Here is a 16,721-nt window from a genome sequence, read left to right on the forward strand (position 1 = left end):
AACTGGAGTTTTTTATGGCTCGCCCTGCAAACGATTCCCCGCTAGAAGTTAATTGCCCGCAGTGCGCCAAGAGCGTGCCCTGGTTACCAGAAAGCACTTACCGCCCTTTCTGCAGTAAGCGTTGCCAACTATTAGATTTGGGTGCCTGGGCCGATGAGTCACATCGCATATCGGGTGAATCCGCTATGGATGAAGCCGATATAGAAACCTTACTGGCGCAAGCCGACAAAGATGCACCACTGACCTAGTTTTTACGAAAACTGACCTAACGAGCACTAATACTAACTATGGCCGAGATAAACGCTAACCCCTCATCGCCTTCGGCCTATCATCTGCTGCTTCAATTGGAGCAGCAGTTTGATCAGTTACTCGCAACAATTGAAACCGCCGCTTCACTATACGAACAGCAGCTACCGGCAACGTGGGTCTTCCATCAAACAACGCCGTATCCTGACTGGTTGCGTAAAGCCCTGTTCGATATGTGGCATGAGCAGGATCAAGATGGTCGTGAGACGCGCAACTATATTGCCGTAGTGGCCGCGAATGATGAGCTGTTAACGGCGATAGGCGCTGTCAATCAAGCCAAAGCCAATTTTAGTGACCTACTACAGCATATTAAACAGGCATTCCCACAAGCACTTAGCGATGCAAAAAGCCGCTTGCCACAACGCCACCCTCACGTTGATGAAGTGTTACGCCGTAATGGGCTTGCCCGTTTACATCTTAAACAGAGCTGGCGACAGCTACCTATCGCACAAGCGCCTGTCTCACGCGTTAGATTTGCTTGGTACAGTAGCGGCCGCTCGATTAAACGCCTGTCAGTGCAAGAAGCTGAACATAAGCTTTTGCAGCTTGATACTGATGCGCCGCATATTCGTATTCAGCTACGCAAGCTATCCGGTATCCCAAGCGGCGAAGTGCTTGCCCAGGTACAAACTCAGGCCCCGCTGATGCGGGCAAACCTGTTTTTTACCGAACCCCTCGACGATGGACATACGCGGCGGGCGCTGAATGCCGCTATGCCTATTTTTGTGCCTGACAATAACCAGCGACTGCCCCACATTAACTTGCCGACGCCACAGCCTCCCACTACCCGCACACGGGCAAGGAGACGCGATGAGAAACTAGAGCAGGATGTATTTCTACCCAGTTTGAGGGTTTATCGTTACCGTTAGCGTAAGAGCGCCTGCAGAGTCTTCTACGGTGTTTTAGAGGCGCTAGCTACAGGCACTACATCCTGCTGCCATACCCCATAGCCAAGCAATACTTCGATCAGCTCGGCCAGATCGTCATGCCCCACACCATACTCGCGCAGCAAAGCTTCAAAGCGCTGTTTAAAAATACGCTCCTGCTCTTGTTGTTGCTCCTTCTGCTGGGTCTCTACATCTTCCTGTTCCAATGCCGCAAGCGAACGTACCGGCGGACCTGTCGGTATATCAAAATCACTTTCTGGATCATCTAATTGGCGTAAAGCCTGCGCAAAGGCATCGTCTAACTCACGAAACTTACGCAGCTTCTCACGCTCATCTATCGGCTTTTGAACCTTTTGATATTTCATCGATGTTTCATTTACACCTTGCTTGAAATGGTCGAAATGATTGCCAACATAGCTTTTTTTGGCAAAAACTGTGCACAAACGCGTAAAGATAACGAGCAAACTTGCCTTTGCTACCCAGTTGCCAGCATAAAGGCATCATTAACAAGTATATGAGGGTAACAAGCACATTTATCAAACACGGCACAGTCAGCGACAACTCATTAAATCGATGCTTCGCATCAACATTACCTACAAGTAGCCTGAATAGAGATTCAACTCTCATCCGTAGGCTGAAATTTTTCTCTTCAGCTAGGTTACCAACACTAACGCACTGGGAGAGTGCACTACAGGCGAGATAAGCACGACCTGTACGATTCACGCATGAGAGGCCAGATAATGTTCAACGCGATGACACGAGCTGAGATCTGGCTGCAGGATACACTCGATAAGCCACTCGGTATCGAAGACCTTGCTAATCACATAGGGTATTCGTCTTCTCAAGTTCGGCGCCAATTTCGCCAAAGCTTCCACATTTCACCTAGCGCCTATCGTGAAAAAAGGCGGCTCGAGCGCGCGGCGGTGTTGCTTGCGCTTACTCCTCTCAATATAGCGCAAATTGCGAAACGCTGCGGGTACTATAACCACTCATCTTTTTCACGGGCATTCCAACGGCGCTATCAGTTCAGCCCGCGCAATTTCCGGCTAACGCTGAAAACCGCTTTTCAGCCTCCGATGCTACAGCATGGCTTTAACACCCGCATCGAAAAAACCGCTGATCGCCAAATGCTCCTGATGCGCCTATACAAAGCTCCTGAACATATTAAGGGGCTAGGGGACGCCAGCCATCACAATGTTCAACTAGCGTGCTTACAGGGGCGGCTGCGGCTATCAACGACCATCATCGCGCTGCCCGACATACTCGCAAATAGGGTTAATGCACTTAATAGTGATTTTTTTCACTCTAACCGAACCGACATTGGTCTATACCTAGCGGATACGGACAATGCCAAAGACATTGCGTTACCTGTTCGCTACCGTCGGGTCGATATTCCTACCCATTACTACGCGAGTACAAGCTTTGACAGTTTAGCTGATCTTTATGAAGCCTTGACGCATACCATCATGTATCTGCTTCATAGGAAGGATGCTTGCCACGTTAGCGGCCATCCTCCGCAGGTACTATGGAAAGCGAACCACTTAGAACTCCGCATCCCATTAATAGATTATTAGCGGTATAACGACACTGAGGTATAGCTGAGAACATATGATAATAAAAAACCGGCATTTCTGTACAGAAATGCCGGTTGTTAGATAGCTTAGTCTTCCATGCGTTCCAACCAGGACTCGACGGTTTCATCACCGTACTGGTCTTTCCAGCTACGCAGGCCTTTATGGTTGCCACCGCGAGTTTCGATTACTTCCCCTGTTTTGGGGTTTTTGTAAATCTTCAGGCGGCGCTTACGACGGGCATTGCCACTCGCCGTGGTTTTAGTACCACGCTGGTCAGCAGCAGGATCTAATAAGGCAATAACATCGCCCGGACGCTTGCCAAACTCAGTCATTAGCGCTTCAAGTTTGGCCTTAAATTCCAACTCGCTTTTGAGGCGCTGATCGCCTTCTAAGCGCTGCAAGTCTTCTTGAAGCTGCTTTAGCTGCTGTTCTTTTTGGATATATTCGTTAAGTAATGACATCGGGGTTCCTTTAATAGCGTATCCAACTGAATGGGGCTCAATTGAATGGGATCTAACTTAGGTGCTGATTGACAGTCTTGGCACCCACTAGTTCAGAATGCAGGGACATTATTCCTGTAAAAAGAGTAACTGACAACAGTCTAGTTGATTTTCACTCAATTACTAATCGTTTTTTAAAACTCAATTGCTGTTTAAAGAGTTTAAATCTAATAACCCCTGACGACTATGCAAACCCTCCTGCTGAGCAATTACAAACGCTCAACCACTACAAACAAAAGCGCCGCCCATAAGGGCGGCGCTTTTTACGAACCAGCAACTAATCGATAATTAGTCTTGGCCCATCTGCTGCTTGATCAAATCACCGATGGTGGTCGGGCCACCCGCTGTTTCCGGCTCTTGCTCACGCATCTTCTTCAAGTTCTGACGCGTATCGTCTTGGTCTTTCGCTTTTACCGACAGGTTAATCTGACGGCTCTTACGATCAACACTTACGATACGAGCTTCTACACTGTCGCCTTCATTCAGCACATTGCGCGCGTCTTCTACGCGGTCAGCACTGATTTCAGAGGCTTTCAGCACAGCAATAACGTCAGTCGCCAATTCAACTTGAGCTTCTTTAGCATCAACTTCAATGACGCGACCCGTTACGATGCTGCCCTTATCGTTGACTGACAGGTACTCAGCAACGGGGTCAGAATCCATCTGCTTGATGCCCAGCGAGATGCGCTCACGCTCAGGATCAATAGACAGGATAACGGCTTCAGCTTCATCGCCTTTCTTAAAGCTGCGTACGGCTTCTTCGCCAGTATCAGTCCAAGAAATGTCAGACAAGTGAACCAGACCGTCGATACCGCCTTCTAGGCCGATAAAGATACCGAAGTCAGTAATTGACTTGATGGTACCGGAAACACGGTCACCCTTGTTGTAGTCAGTGTTGAAGGTTTCCCACGGGTTAGCAGTGCACTGCTTGATACCCAGAGAAATACGACGGCGCTCTTCGTCGATATCCAGCACCATGACGTCAACATCATCGCCCACTTGAACGACTTTAGACGGATGGATGTTTTTGTTAGTCCAGTCCATTTCAGAAACGTGAACCAGGCCTTCAACACCCTCTTCCAGCTCGGCAAAGCAGCCGTAGTCAGTCAGGTTAGTGACGACCGCGTGCACTTTCATGCCTTCCGGATAACGCTCTTTAATGTTGACCCACGGATCTTCGCCCAACTGCTTCAGACCCAGTGAAACGCGGTTACGCTCACGGTCAAACTTCAGAACCTTGACGTTGATCTCATCGCCAACGGCAACGATTTCGGACGGATGCTTAATACGCTTCCACGCCATGTCTGTAATGTGCAGCAGGCCGTCAACACCACCCAGGTCTACGAAAGCGCCGTAGTCTGTCAGGTTCTTAACGATACCCTTGATCTGCTGACCTTCTTGCAGAGTTGCCAGCAGCGCTTCGCGCTCGGCACTGTTCTCTGCTTCCAGAACCGCACGACGTGATACCACAACGTTGTTGCGCTTCGGATCGAGCTTGATGACTTTAAAGTCCAGCTCTTTGTTTTCCAGGTGCGCAGTATCGCGAACTGGACGAACGTCAACCAACGAGCCCGGCAAGAAGGCACGGATAGAGTCAACTTCAACAGTGAAGCCGCCTTTAACCTTACCGTTAATAACGCCCTTAATGATTTCGTCTTTCTCGAAGGCTGCTTCAAGAATCTTCCAAGCTTCTGCACGCTTGGCTTTTTCACGAGACAGACGCGTTTCACCGAAACCATCTTCTACGGCTTCAAGTGCAACGTGCACGTCGTCACCGATAGCGATGTTCAGATTACCGTGTTCATCGCGGAATTGTGACGCAGGGATCTGACCTTCAGATTTCAGACCAGCGTTGACAGTAACCCAGTCACCGTCAATGTCGACAACCTGGGCCGCGACAATAGCGCCTGGCTCCATGTTGATGTCGTTAAGAGACTGTTCAAACAGCTCAGCAAAGCTTTCGCTCATGGTGTTCCTACGTAATTACGTTGTTGAGGCATAAATGCCTTCTCCGCACCACCAGCAAGTGCGGGCCTAATGTCACTCAGCCTTTGGAGGTGTTAACGCTGGTTAGACCTGACCGGGCTCACCGATGTGAGTTTAGTGCCCTGCCACGTCGTGACACCTATCCAAAAACGCCGCAAGGGAGAATCACACGCCGCTTACCAGCCCTCTTTGGGCGAGCAGTTCGGTCAGTCGATCAACCACTTCCGGTATGCTCAGGCGCGTGGTATCAAGCGTAATGGCATCATCTGCCGGCTTGAGAGGAGCCACACTACGCTGCGTGTCGCGTGCATCGCGTGCCTGAATCTCCTTTAAAAGACTCGAAAGACTAGCATTCACCCCGGCTTCCTGCAACTGTAGATGACGGCGACGTGCCCGTTCATCGGCACTGGCGGTTAAAAAAATCTTCAGCGCCGCGTCAGGAAACACCACGGTACCCATGTCACGGCCATCCGCCACCAAGCCTGGAGCCTGGCAAAAATCGCGCTGGCGTTGTAGCAGGGCTTGGCGCACCGCAGGCAGGGCCGCCACTTGGGAAGCGCGCTCGCCGGCCTGTTCGGTGCGAATCACCTGGCCAACATCTTCACCTTCAAGCAGCGTACGTGGCTGCCCCTCTTCAACAGGAAACGCCACATCCAGCTGTTCTGCCAAACGTGCCAGACCCAACTCATCGTCAACGGCCACGTTGTGCTTAACCGCCGCTTGAGCCGTCAACCGATAAAGCGCGCCGCTATCGAGAAGATGCCAACCTAGGCGTTCTGCCACCAAACCACTAATGGTGCCTTTACCTGCACCGCCAGGGCCATCAATGGTGAGAACGGGAGCAGCGGCAACACGATCATTCATGCGCGCCCTCCACGCTAACGCCCATGCCAATGCGCGTGGCTAATTCAACAAAATCAGGGAAAGAGGTCGCCACATTGGCGCAGTCTTCAATCACAATTTCGGCACTTGCGCGTAGCGATGAAATCGCAAACGCCATGGCAATACGGTGATCGCCCAGGCTATCGACACGTCCACCGCCGTAGCTCGCTTTTTGCCCATCGCCATTGCCGACAATATCAATGCCGTCTTCTACGACGGTGTGCTGCACACCTAAAACAGCCAAGCCATCAGCCATGGCCTGAATGCGGTCAGACTCTTTGACGCGTAACTCTTCAGCGCCTCTAAGACGAGTCACACCTTCAGCATTAGCAGCGGCAATAAACAGTGCGGGGAATTCATCAATCGCTAAAGGCACTTGTTCTTCTGGGATATCAATTCCTTTTAACGGCGCGTAGCGAATACGAATATCGGCCACCGGCTCGCCGCCCACTTCGCGCTCATTCTCTAGCGCTAAATTCGCCCCCATCAAAGTAAGAATATTAATCACACCAATGCGGGTGGGGTTAATACCTACGTGTTCAAGAGTAATATCAGCGCCTGGGGTAATCGCTGCTGCCACCAAGAAGAAGGTGGCGGATGAGATATCCGAAGGCACATCAATGGGGCCTGCGGTGAGTTTACCGCCCCCTTTGAGCCAGCAGGTATCACCTTCACGGGAAACTGCGTAGCCAAAACCATTGAGCATACGCTCGGTGTGGTCGCGGGTTGGTGCAGGTTCGCGCACCCGAGTTTCGCCTTCGGCGTACAGCCCCGCCAGCAACAGGCAAGATTTCACCTGGGCACTGGCCATGGGCATATCGTAATGGATGCCTTTAAGCTTGGCGCCACCACGAATCTTTAGCGGCGGACGCCCGCCCTCAGCGGTATCAATGGTGGCGCCCATCAAGCGCAGTGGGTCAGCCACACGCCCCATAGGCCGCTTGGTCAGTGACTCATCGCCGGTCAGCTCGCTGTCAAACGCTTGGCCTGCCAGCAGTCCTGAAAACAGCCGCATGGCGGTGCCCGAGTTACCAACATAGAGCGGGCCTGCAGGGGCTTTTAAGCCATGCATACCCACACCGTGAATCGTCACGCGCCCCTGGTGCGGCCCTTCAATCGCCACCCCCATTTCACGAAACGCCTGCAGGGTAGCTAGACTATCTTCACCTTCCAGAAAGCCTTTTACTTCAGTGACACCCTCAGCCAGCGCGCCTAGCATAATGGAGCGGTGCGACATGGATTTGTCGCCAGGTACGCGTAAACGCCCCTGGGCTTGACCGCCCGGCTGCACACGGTAGGTAACCTTACCTTGTGGTTGCATATGATATTCCGCCTGATAACTGGTTTTGTTCAATAAAGAGTCGAAATAGTGCCGGGCGTGGCTTGCCCGATCAAAGGTGGCAATCAGCGCATCGCTGTCACCGGCTTCTACCGCATGACGCAATCGAGAGAGCCCCGCTTCAAAATCATCCAGCGACGCTAAAACCGCCTGCTTATTGGCGATAAAAATATCGCGCCACATCACCGGGTCGCTTCCCGCAATACGGGTAAAATCGCGAAAACCGCCCGCTGCGTAACGAAAAATATCTAGCCGTTCATCCTGACGGGCCAGCGTATCCACCAGTGAAAAAGCCAGCAGGTGGGGCAAATGGCTGGTACGCGCCAACACCTGGTCATGGCGTTCTACGTCCATTTCCAGCACTTCGGCGCCGCAGGCTTCCCATAAGCAGCGCACGCGCTGCAAAGCGTCACGATCTACGTTCGGCTCAGGTGTCAGAATAACCTTGTGGTCTACATAGAGACGCGGATTCGCCGCTACCACACCGCTTTTTTCTGAACCGGCAATAGGATGCCCCAAGACCATATTGGTAGGCACCTGGCCAAATACCCGCTGAGCACAGGCACGAATAGTCGCCTTGGTACTACCCACATCGGTAATCACAACGTCAGCCGATGCGTTAGGCAGTACCTCAGCCAAGCTCGCCATCACGCTCTCCATGGCGAGCACCGGCACCGCTAGCACCACCATGGTGGCATCATTTACTTGCTCATCAAGGTGGGTACCGCCTGAGTCGATAAGCCCCATCTCAATACCACGAGCAATCTCACTATCATCAGGATCACAGGCAACAATCTGCCCCTGGAAACCTGAAACGCGAAGTGCTGCCGCTAGCGAACCACCAATTAATCCCAAGCCAACAATCAATAGACGCGATTCATGACAGCCTGATGTTTTAACACTGTCTTCGACCATTAATGTCACAGCACGCCTATGGGGTAGGAACCCAGCACACGTAGTTCCGCCGCCCGCAGCTGTACCTCTTCAAGCACTGCCGCGACCTTGGGCTCATCACGATGGCCTTTAAAGTCGATAAAAAAGACGTAGTTCCACACACCGGTACGCGAAGGACGCGTTTCAAGGCGCGTTAAATCAATTTGATGACGATGGAAAGGCTCCAGCAACGCATGCAGCGTCCCCGGCTGGTTGCGCATGGCAACCACAATAGAGGTTTTATCCTCTCCCGCCATGGGCACATCCTGGTTACCAATAATCAAAAACCGCGTGGAGTTATCCGGGCTGTCTTCAATTTTTTCGGCGATATAGTCAAGGCCATAAAGCTTGGCCGCCATATCACCTGCAATCGCCGCACTATGCCACTCAGTTTTGACTAACTTGGCCGCTTCCGCATTGGAGGAGACCGGTACCCGCTCTGCATGCGGAAAATGCGCATCTAACCATTTACGACACTGGGCAAACGACTGCGGATGGGAATAAATACGCGAGACTTTATCCCGGCGGGTCGTTTCACTGACCAACAAATGGTGGTGAATACGCAGCACTACCTCGCCACAAATTTTGATTGAGGAGTCCATAAAGGTGTCCAGGGTGTGATTGACCACCCCTTCGGTGGAGTTTTCCACCGGCACGACGCCGTAATGCACGGCGCCCGCCTCTACTTCACGAAATACCTCATCAATGGCTGCCATGGGCAAACTAACGGCACTTTCACCGAAGTGTTTAAGCGCCGCCTGCTGCGTAAAGGTGCCTTCAGGGCCTAAATAGGCAACTTTAACCGGCTGTTCAAGCGCCAAACACGCCGACATGATTTCACGGAACAAGCGCGCCATCTCTTCTGAATCGAGCGGCCCCTTATTCAACGCCATAATGCGCCGCAGCACCTGGGCCTCTCGCTCAGGGCGATAAAACACCGCATCTTTATCTTCGGCCAACTTGACGTGGGCCACCTGCTGGGCGCAACTGGCGCGCTCGCTGATCAGATTGAGAATATCGCTATCGAGCTGATCGATACGCTGGCGCAGCTCATCCAGGTTGATCGACGTGTCGGACATGGTGGTTAGCCCCTTGTTTTTTCAAAATCGGCCATAAATGCAATTAAGGCATCTACCGCAGACTCAGGCACCGCGTTGTAAAGGCTGGCACGCATACCGCCCACGCTGCGGTGACCTTTTAGATTAAGCAGCCCTGCCGCATCGGCCTGCTGTAAAAACGCTTTATCCAGCGCCGAATCGGCCAGCACAAAGGGCACGTTCATGCGCGAACGGTTGGCGTTAGCAATTGGATTGCTATAAAACTCGCTGGCATCAATCGCCGCATAAAGTTTATCGGCTTTACGCTGATTGATAGCGTCCATTGCCGCCAATCCGCCGATATCGTCTTTCAGCCACTGGAAGACCAGACCGGCTAAATACCAGGCGTAAGTGGGGGGCGTATTGACCATCGAACCAGCGTCCGCCAGCATTTGATAATCAAATAGCGAAGGTATATTGGCCTGAGCTTTGCCTAGCAGGTCGTCACGCACAACCACCAGCGTTAACCCGGCGGGGCCAATATTTTTCTGGGCCCCAGCGTAGATAACGCCAAATTCGCTAACGTCGATGGGCCCAGAGAGGATGTTCGACGACATATCGCAGACCAGTGGCACGTGAGCACCATCGGCCCGCTGAACATGCGGCGTATAATCAAATTCCAAGCCACCAATTGTCTCGTTAGAGGTGTAGTGCAAATAGGCAGCATCTGTGCTCACCCGCAGCTCGTCCGGTGTAGGCACTGCCGTATGGCCGTTGGACTCACTACTGGCAACTACATGGCAATCAAAACCAAGGTGCTTGGCCTCATTGAGCGCCTTTTTGCCCCAGATACCGGTCTGAATAAAGTTTCCGCTACCGCCTTGCCCCAGCAGGTTCATCGGCAGCATGGCAAACTGCATGCTGGCCCCGCCCTGTAGAAACAGCACGCGGTAGTTATCCGGCACGCTCAGCAGATGACGAAAGTCGGCTTCGGCGCGCTCGGCAATGGCTATAAATTCATCGCTGCGGTGGCTCATTTCCATTACTGAAAGGCCGCGCCCCTGGTAGTCCAGCAGCTCTTCCCGGGCGCGCTCCAGCACGGCCACTGGCAGGGCCGCTGGCCCTGCGCAGAAATTATAGTGACGTGTCATCAGTCCCCGTTTCCTGTGCGTCATCGGAATTTTTATTCGCCTGAGCGTCCTCAAGGCTGTTTTCTTCAGCGTCAGTTCCTTCAAGACCGCTTAGCTCGTCGCTCTCTTCCGGCTCATCCACGCGCACCGTCTTGACCAGCTTCTCCTCTTTGCCCAGACGAATCAGCATGACACCTTGGGTATTACGCGACGTGGTGGACACCTCTTCCACACGGGTACGCACTAGCGTGCCGCGGTCGGTGATGAGCATCATTTCATCGCTGTCATAGACCTGCATGGCCGCCACGAGCGAACCGTTACGCTCGCTGGTTTGCATGGCGATGACACCCTGACCACCACGACCACGCAGCGGGAACTCTTCTAAGCGCGTGCGCTTGCCGTAGCCATTTTCACTGGCGGTCATAATGTAGATTTGACCATCGGCGGTTTCGGCTGCAGTGCTCTCTTGGGCGCTGTCTTGCGTTTCACCTTCGGCATCCGCTTCGGCGTCGATCTGCTGACTCTTGGGAATAATCAGACTAATCACTTCAGCATCACCCGCTAAGCGCATACCACGCACGCCGCGGGCAGTACGACCCATGGCGCGGGCATTGCCCTCTTCAAAGCGAATGGCCTTGCCGTTAGACGAGAGCAGCATGGCATGATCATTACCGGTGGTAATGGCTGCCCCCACTAAGCGGTCACCCTCTTCAAGGTCAATCGCAATCAGGCCAACGCTGCGTGGGCGCGAAAACTGCTCAAGACTCGTCCGCTTAACAGTGCCTTTGGCCGTGGCAAAGAAGATGTAGTTATCAGGGTTGTAGTCGCGCACTGGCAAGATGGCGTTGACCGCCTCACCCTCTTCCAGCGGCAGCATGTTCACCAGCGGCTTACCCCGCGAGCCTCGGCTGGCGTTGGGCATTTCGTACACTTTCAGCCAGTACACTTTGCCGCGATTTGAGAACAGCAGAACGGTGTCATGAGTAGAGGCAACCAGTAGATGCTCAATCACGTCTTCGTCTTTCATAGCGGTAGCGGACTTACCGCGACCACCACGGCGCTGGGCCTGATAATCCGACAGCGGCTGCGTCTTGGCATAGCCTGAACGCGACACGGTGACCACCATGTCCTCTTCGGCGATCAAGTCTTCCATCGATAAATCGAGGTGACTGGCCTGAATCTCAGTACGACGGTCATCGCCAAACTGATCACGCACCGCTCGCAGCTCTTCGCGAATCACTTCCATTAAGCGGTCAGCAGAGGCCAGAATTTCGGTTAGCTCGGCAATTTTCTCAAGAATGCTCAGGTATTCATCTAGCAGCTTCTCGGTCTCAAGGCCCGTTAAGCGGTGCAGGCGTAGCTCAAGAATTGCCTGCGCCTGGGCAGGCGAAAGCCGATAAGAAGTGGCCGCAGTGTTTAAACCAAAGCCCTCTTCCAGCTCTTCTGGCTTGCAGGAAGTAGCCCCGGCCCGCTCCAACATGGCAGTCACCTGGCCAGGCTGCCAAGTCTTGGCGAGCAATTTCTCACGCGCTTCGGCCGCATTGGGCGAGGCTTTGATCAGCTCGATCACTTCATCGATATTCGAGATAGCCACCGCCAAGCCTTCCAACAGATGGCCACGTTCGCGGGCTTTCTTCAACTCATACAGCGTACGCCGGGTAACCACTTCGCGCCGGTGGCGAATAAAGGCTTCCAGCATCTCTTTAAGATTCAGCGTACGTGGCTGACCATTTTCCAGCGCCACCATGTTAATCCCAAACACGTTTTGCAGCTGCGTTTGAGCAAACAGGTTATTGACCACTACTTCGCCGGACTCACCGCGCTTGATTTCAATCACCACGCGCAGGCCATCTTTATCCGACTCATCGCGCAGTTCGGCGATGCCTTCGATCTTCTTCTCTTTCACCAGCTCGGCGATCTTCTCGATCAACCGCGCCTTGTTCACCTGATAAGGCAGCTCGGTGATGATGATGTGGTCACGACCGGTTTTGTCGTGGTGCTCAATGGTGTGGCAAGCGCGCACATAGATACGCCCACGGCCTGTACGGTACGCCGACAAAATGCCCGCGCGACCATTGATAATTGCACCGGTGGGGAAGTCAGGCCCGGGGATATACTCCATCAAGTCATCCACCGACAGCGTGTAGTCATCGATGAGGGCCAAACAGCCGTCAATCACTTCACGCATATTGTGCGGTGGAATATTGGTTGCCATACCTACCGCGATACCCGACGAGCCGTTAATGAGCAGGTTGGGCACCTTGGTGGGTAATACGGCGGGGATACGCTCGGTACCGTCGTAGTTATCCACCCAATCGACGGTGTCTTTTTCAAGGTCAGCAAGCAGTTCGTGAGCAAGGCGCGACATACGCACCTCGGTATAACGCATGGCGGCCGCGTTATCCCCATCAATAGAACCGAAGTTGCCCTGACCGTCGACCAGGACATGGCGCATTGAGAAGTGCTGCGCCATACGTACGATGGTGTCGTATACCGCGCTATCACCGTGCGGATGGTATTTACCGATGACATCGCCGACGACACGCGCCGACTTCTTGTACGGTTTATTCCAATCATTACCCAGTTCATGCATGGCAAACAGCACACGCCGATGAACCGGTTTAAGGCCATCCCGCACATCTGGAAGCGCGCGGCCGATAATGACGCTCATCGCATAGTCGAGATACGACTGTTTAAGCTCGTCTTCAATATTGACGGGCAAGATTTCTCTGGCGATGTCACCCATGAAAGTCAGATCCTTTGCACTGCATTGGCACTGCGAGAGTTGAAAGCGCTGGTAAACACCGCTCTGAAATTACCATAGAGCGGCGCGCAAATACTGCGCCATCATACCACCGCAAAAGCAGCAAGGGCAGCCAGGGAGCTCACCAAAGCCGTTTAGGCGCTAAATGCCTCTTTCTCCAAGGTTAACGCGGCCAACGCCTCACGCACCTCGCCCTCGATGGCAGCGGCCTTGTTGGCGCGCATATCGAGTAGCACGAAGGTTAAATCGGCACGGGCAATGACGGTGCCATCCTTACGTACAATACGATGGTGGCAGAGCCCGCTGCGCTCACCAACGTCGATGATCCCGGTCATCACTTCCAAATCATCCCCTTGGCGGGCAGCGGCCAGATAATCAATATTCAAATTGACGACAACGAATGCCCGCCCGGCCTGATGGAGCTCTTTGATCATCTCTGGGTGCTGATCAAAAAAATCCCATCGCCCTTCTTCCATAAACTCAAGGTAGCGAGCGTTATTCACATGCCCGTAGCCATCCAGATGATAGCCTCTAACGCGCAGATGAACTCGCGACAGCGATGTACTCATACCGACTCCTCTATAGTGATTGGCAACGACTCAATCAAACACAAGTTTGAAACACGTGCAACAGAGACGATTGGCGACAGCCGCTGGTAGGAATGCCCCGCTTTCGCCATAATGTGCCACCTTTTAAACAGGATTGGCTCCATGTGGTTTAAGCACTTGCATTTATACCGCCTGCACGACGCGCCCGAACTATCCAGCGATGAGCTTGCTAGCGCACTACAAGAGCATGCCGCCAAACCACTCGGCAACGCCGACGCACGCCGTCTGGGCTGGACTGCGCCGGCTGGACGTTTGGGCGCAGGGCAGCTTGTCCATGAAATTCAATCACATCGGCTGCTTTCAGCGCTGCGTCAAGAGCGGCTACTGCCCGCCTCTGTGGTAAAAGAGGAAGTCGATGAGCAGGTGGCGGATATTGAGGCCAGCGAAGGCCGCAAAGTGACCCGCAAAGAGAAGACAGCGTTAAAAGAGCAGGTCACCGAGAATTTATTGCCCCGCGCCTTTGTGCGAAGCCAGAAAATTGATCTTTGGTGGGACATTCGCGGCCAGATGATTGGCATCAATGCCAGTTCACGCACCCGCGCCGAAGATATTCTGGATTTGCTTCGCGAGACCCTGGGCAGCCTAAAAGTCACCCCACTGAGCTCACAGACACTGCCTATTCGCGCCATGACAACTTGGCTAGGTGACGCGGCCAGTCGCCCGGCCGACCTTCAGCTTGGTGATCAGGTTGAACTCAAAGCTAAAGGTGATGACGGCGTACTGCGTGCTCGCCAGGTCGATTTAGACAGCGATGAAATTCAGCAACTGCTTGAGAGCGGCCGCCAAGCTAGTAAACTCGCGATTAGCCTGGAAGGACGCTTAAGTTGTGTGCTACACGATGATTTGGCACTTAAATCGTTGCGCTTTGGCGATGCCTTGATTGAAGAAGCCGACCACGCTGACGACGGAGACGATGCGCTTGCCCGTCTGGAAACAGACTTTATTCTAATGGCGCAGGCGCTATCTACCGATATTCCACGCTTGATAGAGTGGCTTGGCGGCGAGACCCAGCGGGAACCCGCGGCGCAGTAAGGGCTCTATAGTCATTCAAGACTGTTATCCGAAGTCGTCTTTTCGCCTCGATGTTATTAATCGATACCTATTCCTAACCACCCAATGGTTTATCATCCAACGGTTCGCATGACTCATCACAACAACGCTATCAACGCCTCTACCGAGACAGACCCGTGGGCCGATATTCGGCCCTTTATGGATCATGAAGTGGCCGATGTGCTGGCCAGGCTCTCACGGGACAACGAGCTGCTGGATGCACTGACCCGCTTTCGGCTGCCGCGCATGGCGCGCTGGGCGCCATCACTGGCGCGTGTCTTTGCCAGCCGTGCCGTGCGTCGTGAAGTCAAAGACGTAACGACGGTTTATGAGTTTCAAATGCGCATTGCCCATTACATGGAGCGCATGATTCGCACCACCACGGATGCCTTTGAAGTTACCGGCCTCGACAAACTCGACGCCAACGGCGCTTACCTGTTCATAGGTAACCACCGTGATATCTCGCTGGATCCGGCGTTCGTCAACTATGCGCTGTATCAAGCAAACCGCGGCACCGTGCGTATCGCGATCGGTGACAATCTGCTTAAAAAGCCCTATGTCACCGATCTAATGCGGCTTAATAAAAGCTTTATCGTGCCACGCAGCGCCCGAGGCAAGCGGGCTATGCTGGCAGCGTACCAGCAACTTTCCGCCTATATTCGCCATACCATTACCGAAGACCAGCACTCAATCTGGATGGCACAGCGGGAAGGCCGGGCCAAGAACGGCATCGACCACACAGAGCCCGCCATTATCAAAATGCTGATCATGGCCAGGCGAGCTGCAGAACGAGACATGGTATTTGGCGAGGCCATTGCTGAGTTAAAGCTGGTGCCGGTATCGATTAGCTATGAATACGACCCCTGCGATGTACAAAAAGCCCAGGAGCTACACGATATCGACACCCAGGGCAGCTACGCCAAAAGTGAGTTTGAAGATATTCGCTCCATTGTAGCCGGCATTACCGGCTCCAAAGGGCGTGTACGGCTGCACTTTGGCACGCCGGTAGGTTCTGATATGGCCACCCCCGACGAAGTCGCTGCTGAGATTGACCGCCAGGTGATTGGTGGCTATCGCTTGTTCCCCAGTCACTATTTGGCTTTAGAGGCGCTGGGCGAAGCACCGGAGCTAGTGGCACGCAAAGCCATCACTCGACAAGACCGTGAACGCTTTAATGCCCGGCTTGCCGAAGTTCCGGAGCCTCTGCGCCCCTACTGGCTTGCCCAGTACGCGAACCCTGTTAAACACAAGGCCGGGCGACTGACGCTTTAAATCGGCGCTCTAAACCAACGCTTTAAGCTGCCATTTTAATATCGGGCAACTCATGCCCGTTGGCAGAAAAAATGCTATGGTCAACGCATTGATTGGTTTCGCATGGCGCTGTCGTCAATCGCGATCCTAAGGAGACTCCCATGTCCGGTTCAGAAATTCAGAAAACACGTATCATCAACGAGCTACGTGGCTTTATTCGCAAGCTGCTGCAAGACCCAAAGATCCTTGAGCAATCACTGGCGATTGCCAGAGAACAGCTGACCGAAGGCAATAGCCCTGCGGCGATGGCGCGGATTGCCAACGAAATTTCCGATACCACCAGCGTGCATATACCGGAAGACCCGGCCGAGCACTCTGAGGCTGATAAGCTCTTTTTAGAACTGCTGCGTGAAGTCGTTCAAGAAGAGCAAGCGCTTTATTAACCGTTGCTAGGAAGTAACGGTATCGGCGAAG

The 16,721-nt window shown here is 53.2% G+C and carries 15 protein-coding genes; 6 read left to right on the forward strand and 9 right to left on the reverse strand.

Annotated elements, in window-relative coordinates:
* Positions 1-14: 14 nt before the first annotated feature.
* Both yacG and SR894_RS11010 read left to right on the forward strand, forming a co-directional pair.
* Positions 15-248 (forward strand): DNA gyrase inhibitor YacG, encoded by a 234-nt coding sequence (gene yacG, locus SR894_RS11005; protein ID WP_133732409.1) that lies wholly within the window; start codon positions 15-17, stop codon positions 246-248.
* 39 nt (positions 249-287) lie between these two features.
* On the forward strand, positions 288-1,175 hold the full coding sequence (locus tag SR894_RS11010) for a type 1 periplasmic-binding domain-containing protein (protein ID WP_133732408.1): 888 nt from the start codon (positions 288-290) through the stop codon (positions 1,173-1,175).
* A 23-nt stretch (positions 1,176-1,198) separates the two neighbouring features.
* Here the strand turns inward: SR894_RS11010 and SR894_RS11015 are convergent, their stop codons facing one another.
* The gene (locus SR894_RS11015) at positions 1,199-1,657 is read right to left on the reverse strand and encodes a hypothetical protein (protein ID WP_322535542.1); all 459 of its coding nucleotides are present in this window, start codon (positions 1,655-1,657) and stop codon (positions 1,199-1,201) included.
* A gap of 276 nt (positions 1,658-1,933) precedes the next feature.
* On the opposite strand from SR894_RS11015, the gene SR894_RS11020 reads away from it, so the two are divergent.
* Positions 1,934-2,767 carry a helix-turn-helix transcriptional regulator gene (locus SR894_RS11020; RefSeq protein WP_166650403.1) on the forward strand — a complete coding sequence of 278 codons (834 nt, stop codon included), beginning with the start codon at positions 1,934-1,936 and terminating at the stop codon, positions 2,765-2,767.
* An 86-nt stretch (positions 2,768-2,853) separates the two neighbouring features.
* On the opposite strand, the gene SR894_RS11025 is transcribed toward SR894_RS11020, so the two are convergent.
* From SR894_RS11025 to SR894_RS11060, 8 genes are all read right to left on the reverse strand, one after another.
* Positions 2,854-3,228: a histone-like nucleoid-structuring protein, MvaT/MvaU family gene (locus SR894_RS11025; protein WP_133732406.1), complete on the reverse strand. Its 375-nt coding sequence runs from the start codon at positions 3,226-3,228 to the stop codon at positions 2,854-2,856.
* A gap of 327 nt (positions 3,229-3,555) precedes the next feature.
* Positions 3,556-5,235, reverse strand: a complete 1,680-nt coding sequence (gene rpsA / locus SR894_RS11030; RefSeq protein ID WP_008957327.1) for a 30S ribosomal protein S1 — start codon at positions 5,233-5,235, stop codon at positions 3,556-3,558.
* A gap of 183 nt (positions 5,236-5,418) precedes the next feature.
* Complete coding sequence (gene cmk, locus SR894_RS11035; protein ID WP_133732405.1) at positions 5,419-6,117, reverse strand: (d)CMP kinase; 699 nt, start codon at positions 6,115-6,117, stop codon at positions 5,419-5,421.
* A complete protein-coding gene (locus SR894_RS11040; RefSeq protein ID WP_133732447.1) occupies positions 6,110-8,389 on the reverse strand; it encodes a bifunctional prephenate dehydrogenase/3-phosphoshikimate 1-carboxyvinyltransferase in 2,280 nt (759 codons plus the stop codon). The genes cmk and SR894_RS11040 overlap by 8 nt, the downstream gene beginning before the upstream one ends.
* Before the next feature lie 5 nt (positions 8,390-8,394).
* Positions 8,395-9,486 carry a prephenate dehydratase gene (gene pheA / locus SR894_RS11045; protein ID WP_133732404.1) on the reverse strand — a complete coding sequence of 364 codons (1,092 nt, stop codon included), beginning with the start codon at positions 9,484-9,486 and terminating at the stop codon, positions 8,395-8,397.
* 5 nt (positions 9,487-9,491) lie between these two features.
* The gene (gene serC / locus SR894_RS11050; protein ID WP_133732403.1) at positions 9,492-10,595 is read right to left on the reverse strand and encodes a 3-phosphoserine/phosphohydroxythreonine transaminase; all 1,104 of its coding nucleotides are present in this window, start codon (positions 10,593-10,595) and stop codon (positions 9,492-9,494) included.
* Positions 10,579-13,320, reverse strand: a complete 2,742-nt coding sequence (gene gyrA, locus SR894_RS11055; RefSeq protein WP_133732402.1) for a DNA gyrase subunit A — start codon at positions 13,318-13,320, stop codon at positions 10,579-10,581. Before gyrA ends, serC begins: the two co-directional genes overlap by 17 nt.
* 152 nt (positions 13,321-13,472) lie before the next feature.
* Positions 13,473-13,907 (reverse strand): acyl-CoA thioesterase, encoded by a 435-nt coding sequence (locus SR894_RS11060; RefSeq protein ID WP_133732401.1) that lies wholly within the window; start codon positions 13,905-13,907, stop codon positions 13,473-13,475.
* 141 nt (positions 13,908-14,048) lie between these two features.
* On the opposite strand from SR894_RS11060, the gene SR894_RS11065 reads away from it, so the two are divergent.
* The 3 genes from SR894_RS11065 to SR894_RS11075 all read left to right on the forward strand — a co-directional run bounded on the left by SR894_RS11065 (position 14,049) and on the right by SR894_RS11075 (position 16,690).
* Positions 14,049-14,978, forward strand: a complete 930-nt coding sequence (locus SR894_RS11065) for a recombination-associated protein RdgC (protein ID WP_133732400.1) — start codon at positions 14,049-14,051, stop codon at positions 14,976-14,978.
* A 108-nt stretch (positions 14,979-15,086) separates the two neighbouring features.
* Positions 15,087-16,268: a 1-acyl-sn-glycerol-3-phosphate acyltransferase gene (locus SR894_RS11070; protein WP_133732399.1), complete on the forward strand. Its 1,182-nt coding sequence runs from the start codon at positions 15,087-15,089 to the stop codon at positions 16,266-16,268.
* A 140-nt stretch (positions 16,269-16,408) separates the two neighbouring features.
* Entirely contained in the window at positions 16,409-16,690 is a 282-nt protein-coding gene (locus SR894_RS11075; RefSeq protein ID WP_133732398.1) for a hypothetical protein, read from the forward strand.
* Positions 16,691-16,721: the final 31 nt, after the last annotated feature.

This window comes from Vreelandella neptunia (assembly GCF_034479615.1).
Classification (GTDB): domain Bacteria; phylum Pseudomonadota; class Gammaproteobacteria; order Pseudomonadales; family Halomonadaceae; genus Vreelandella; species Vreelandella neptunia.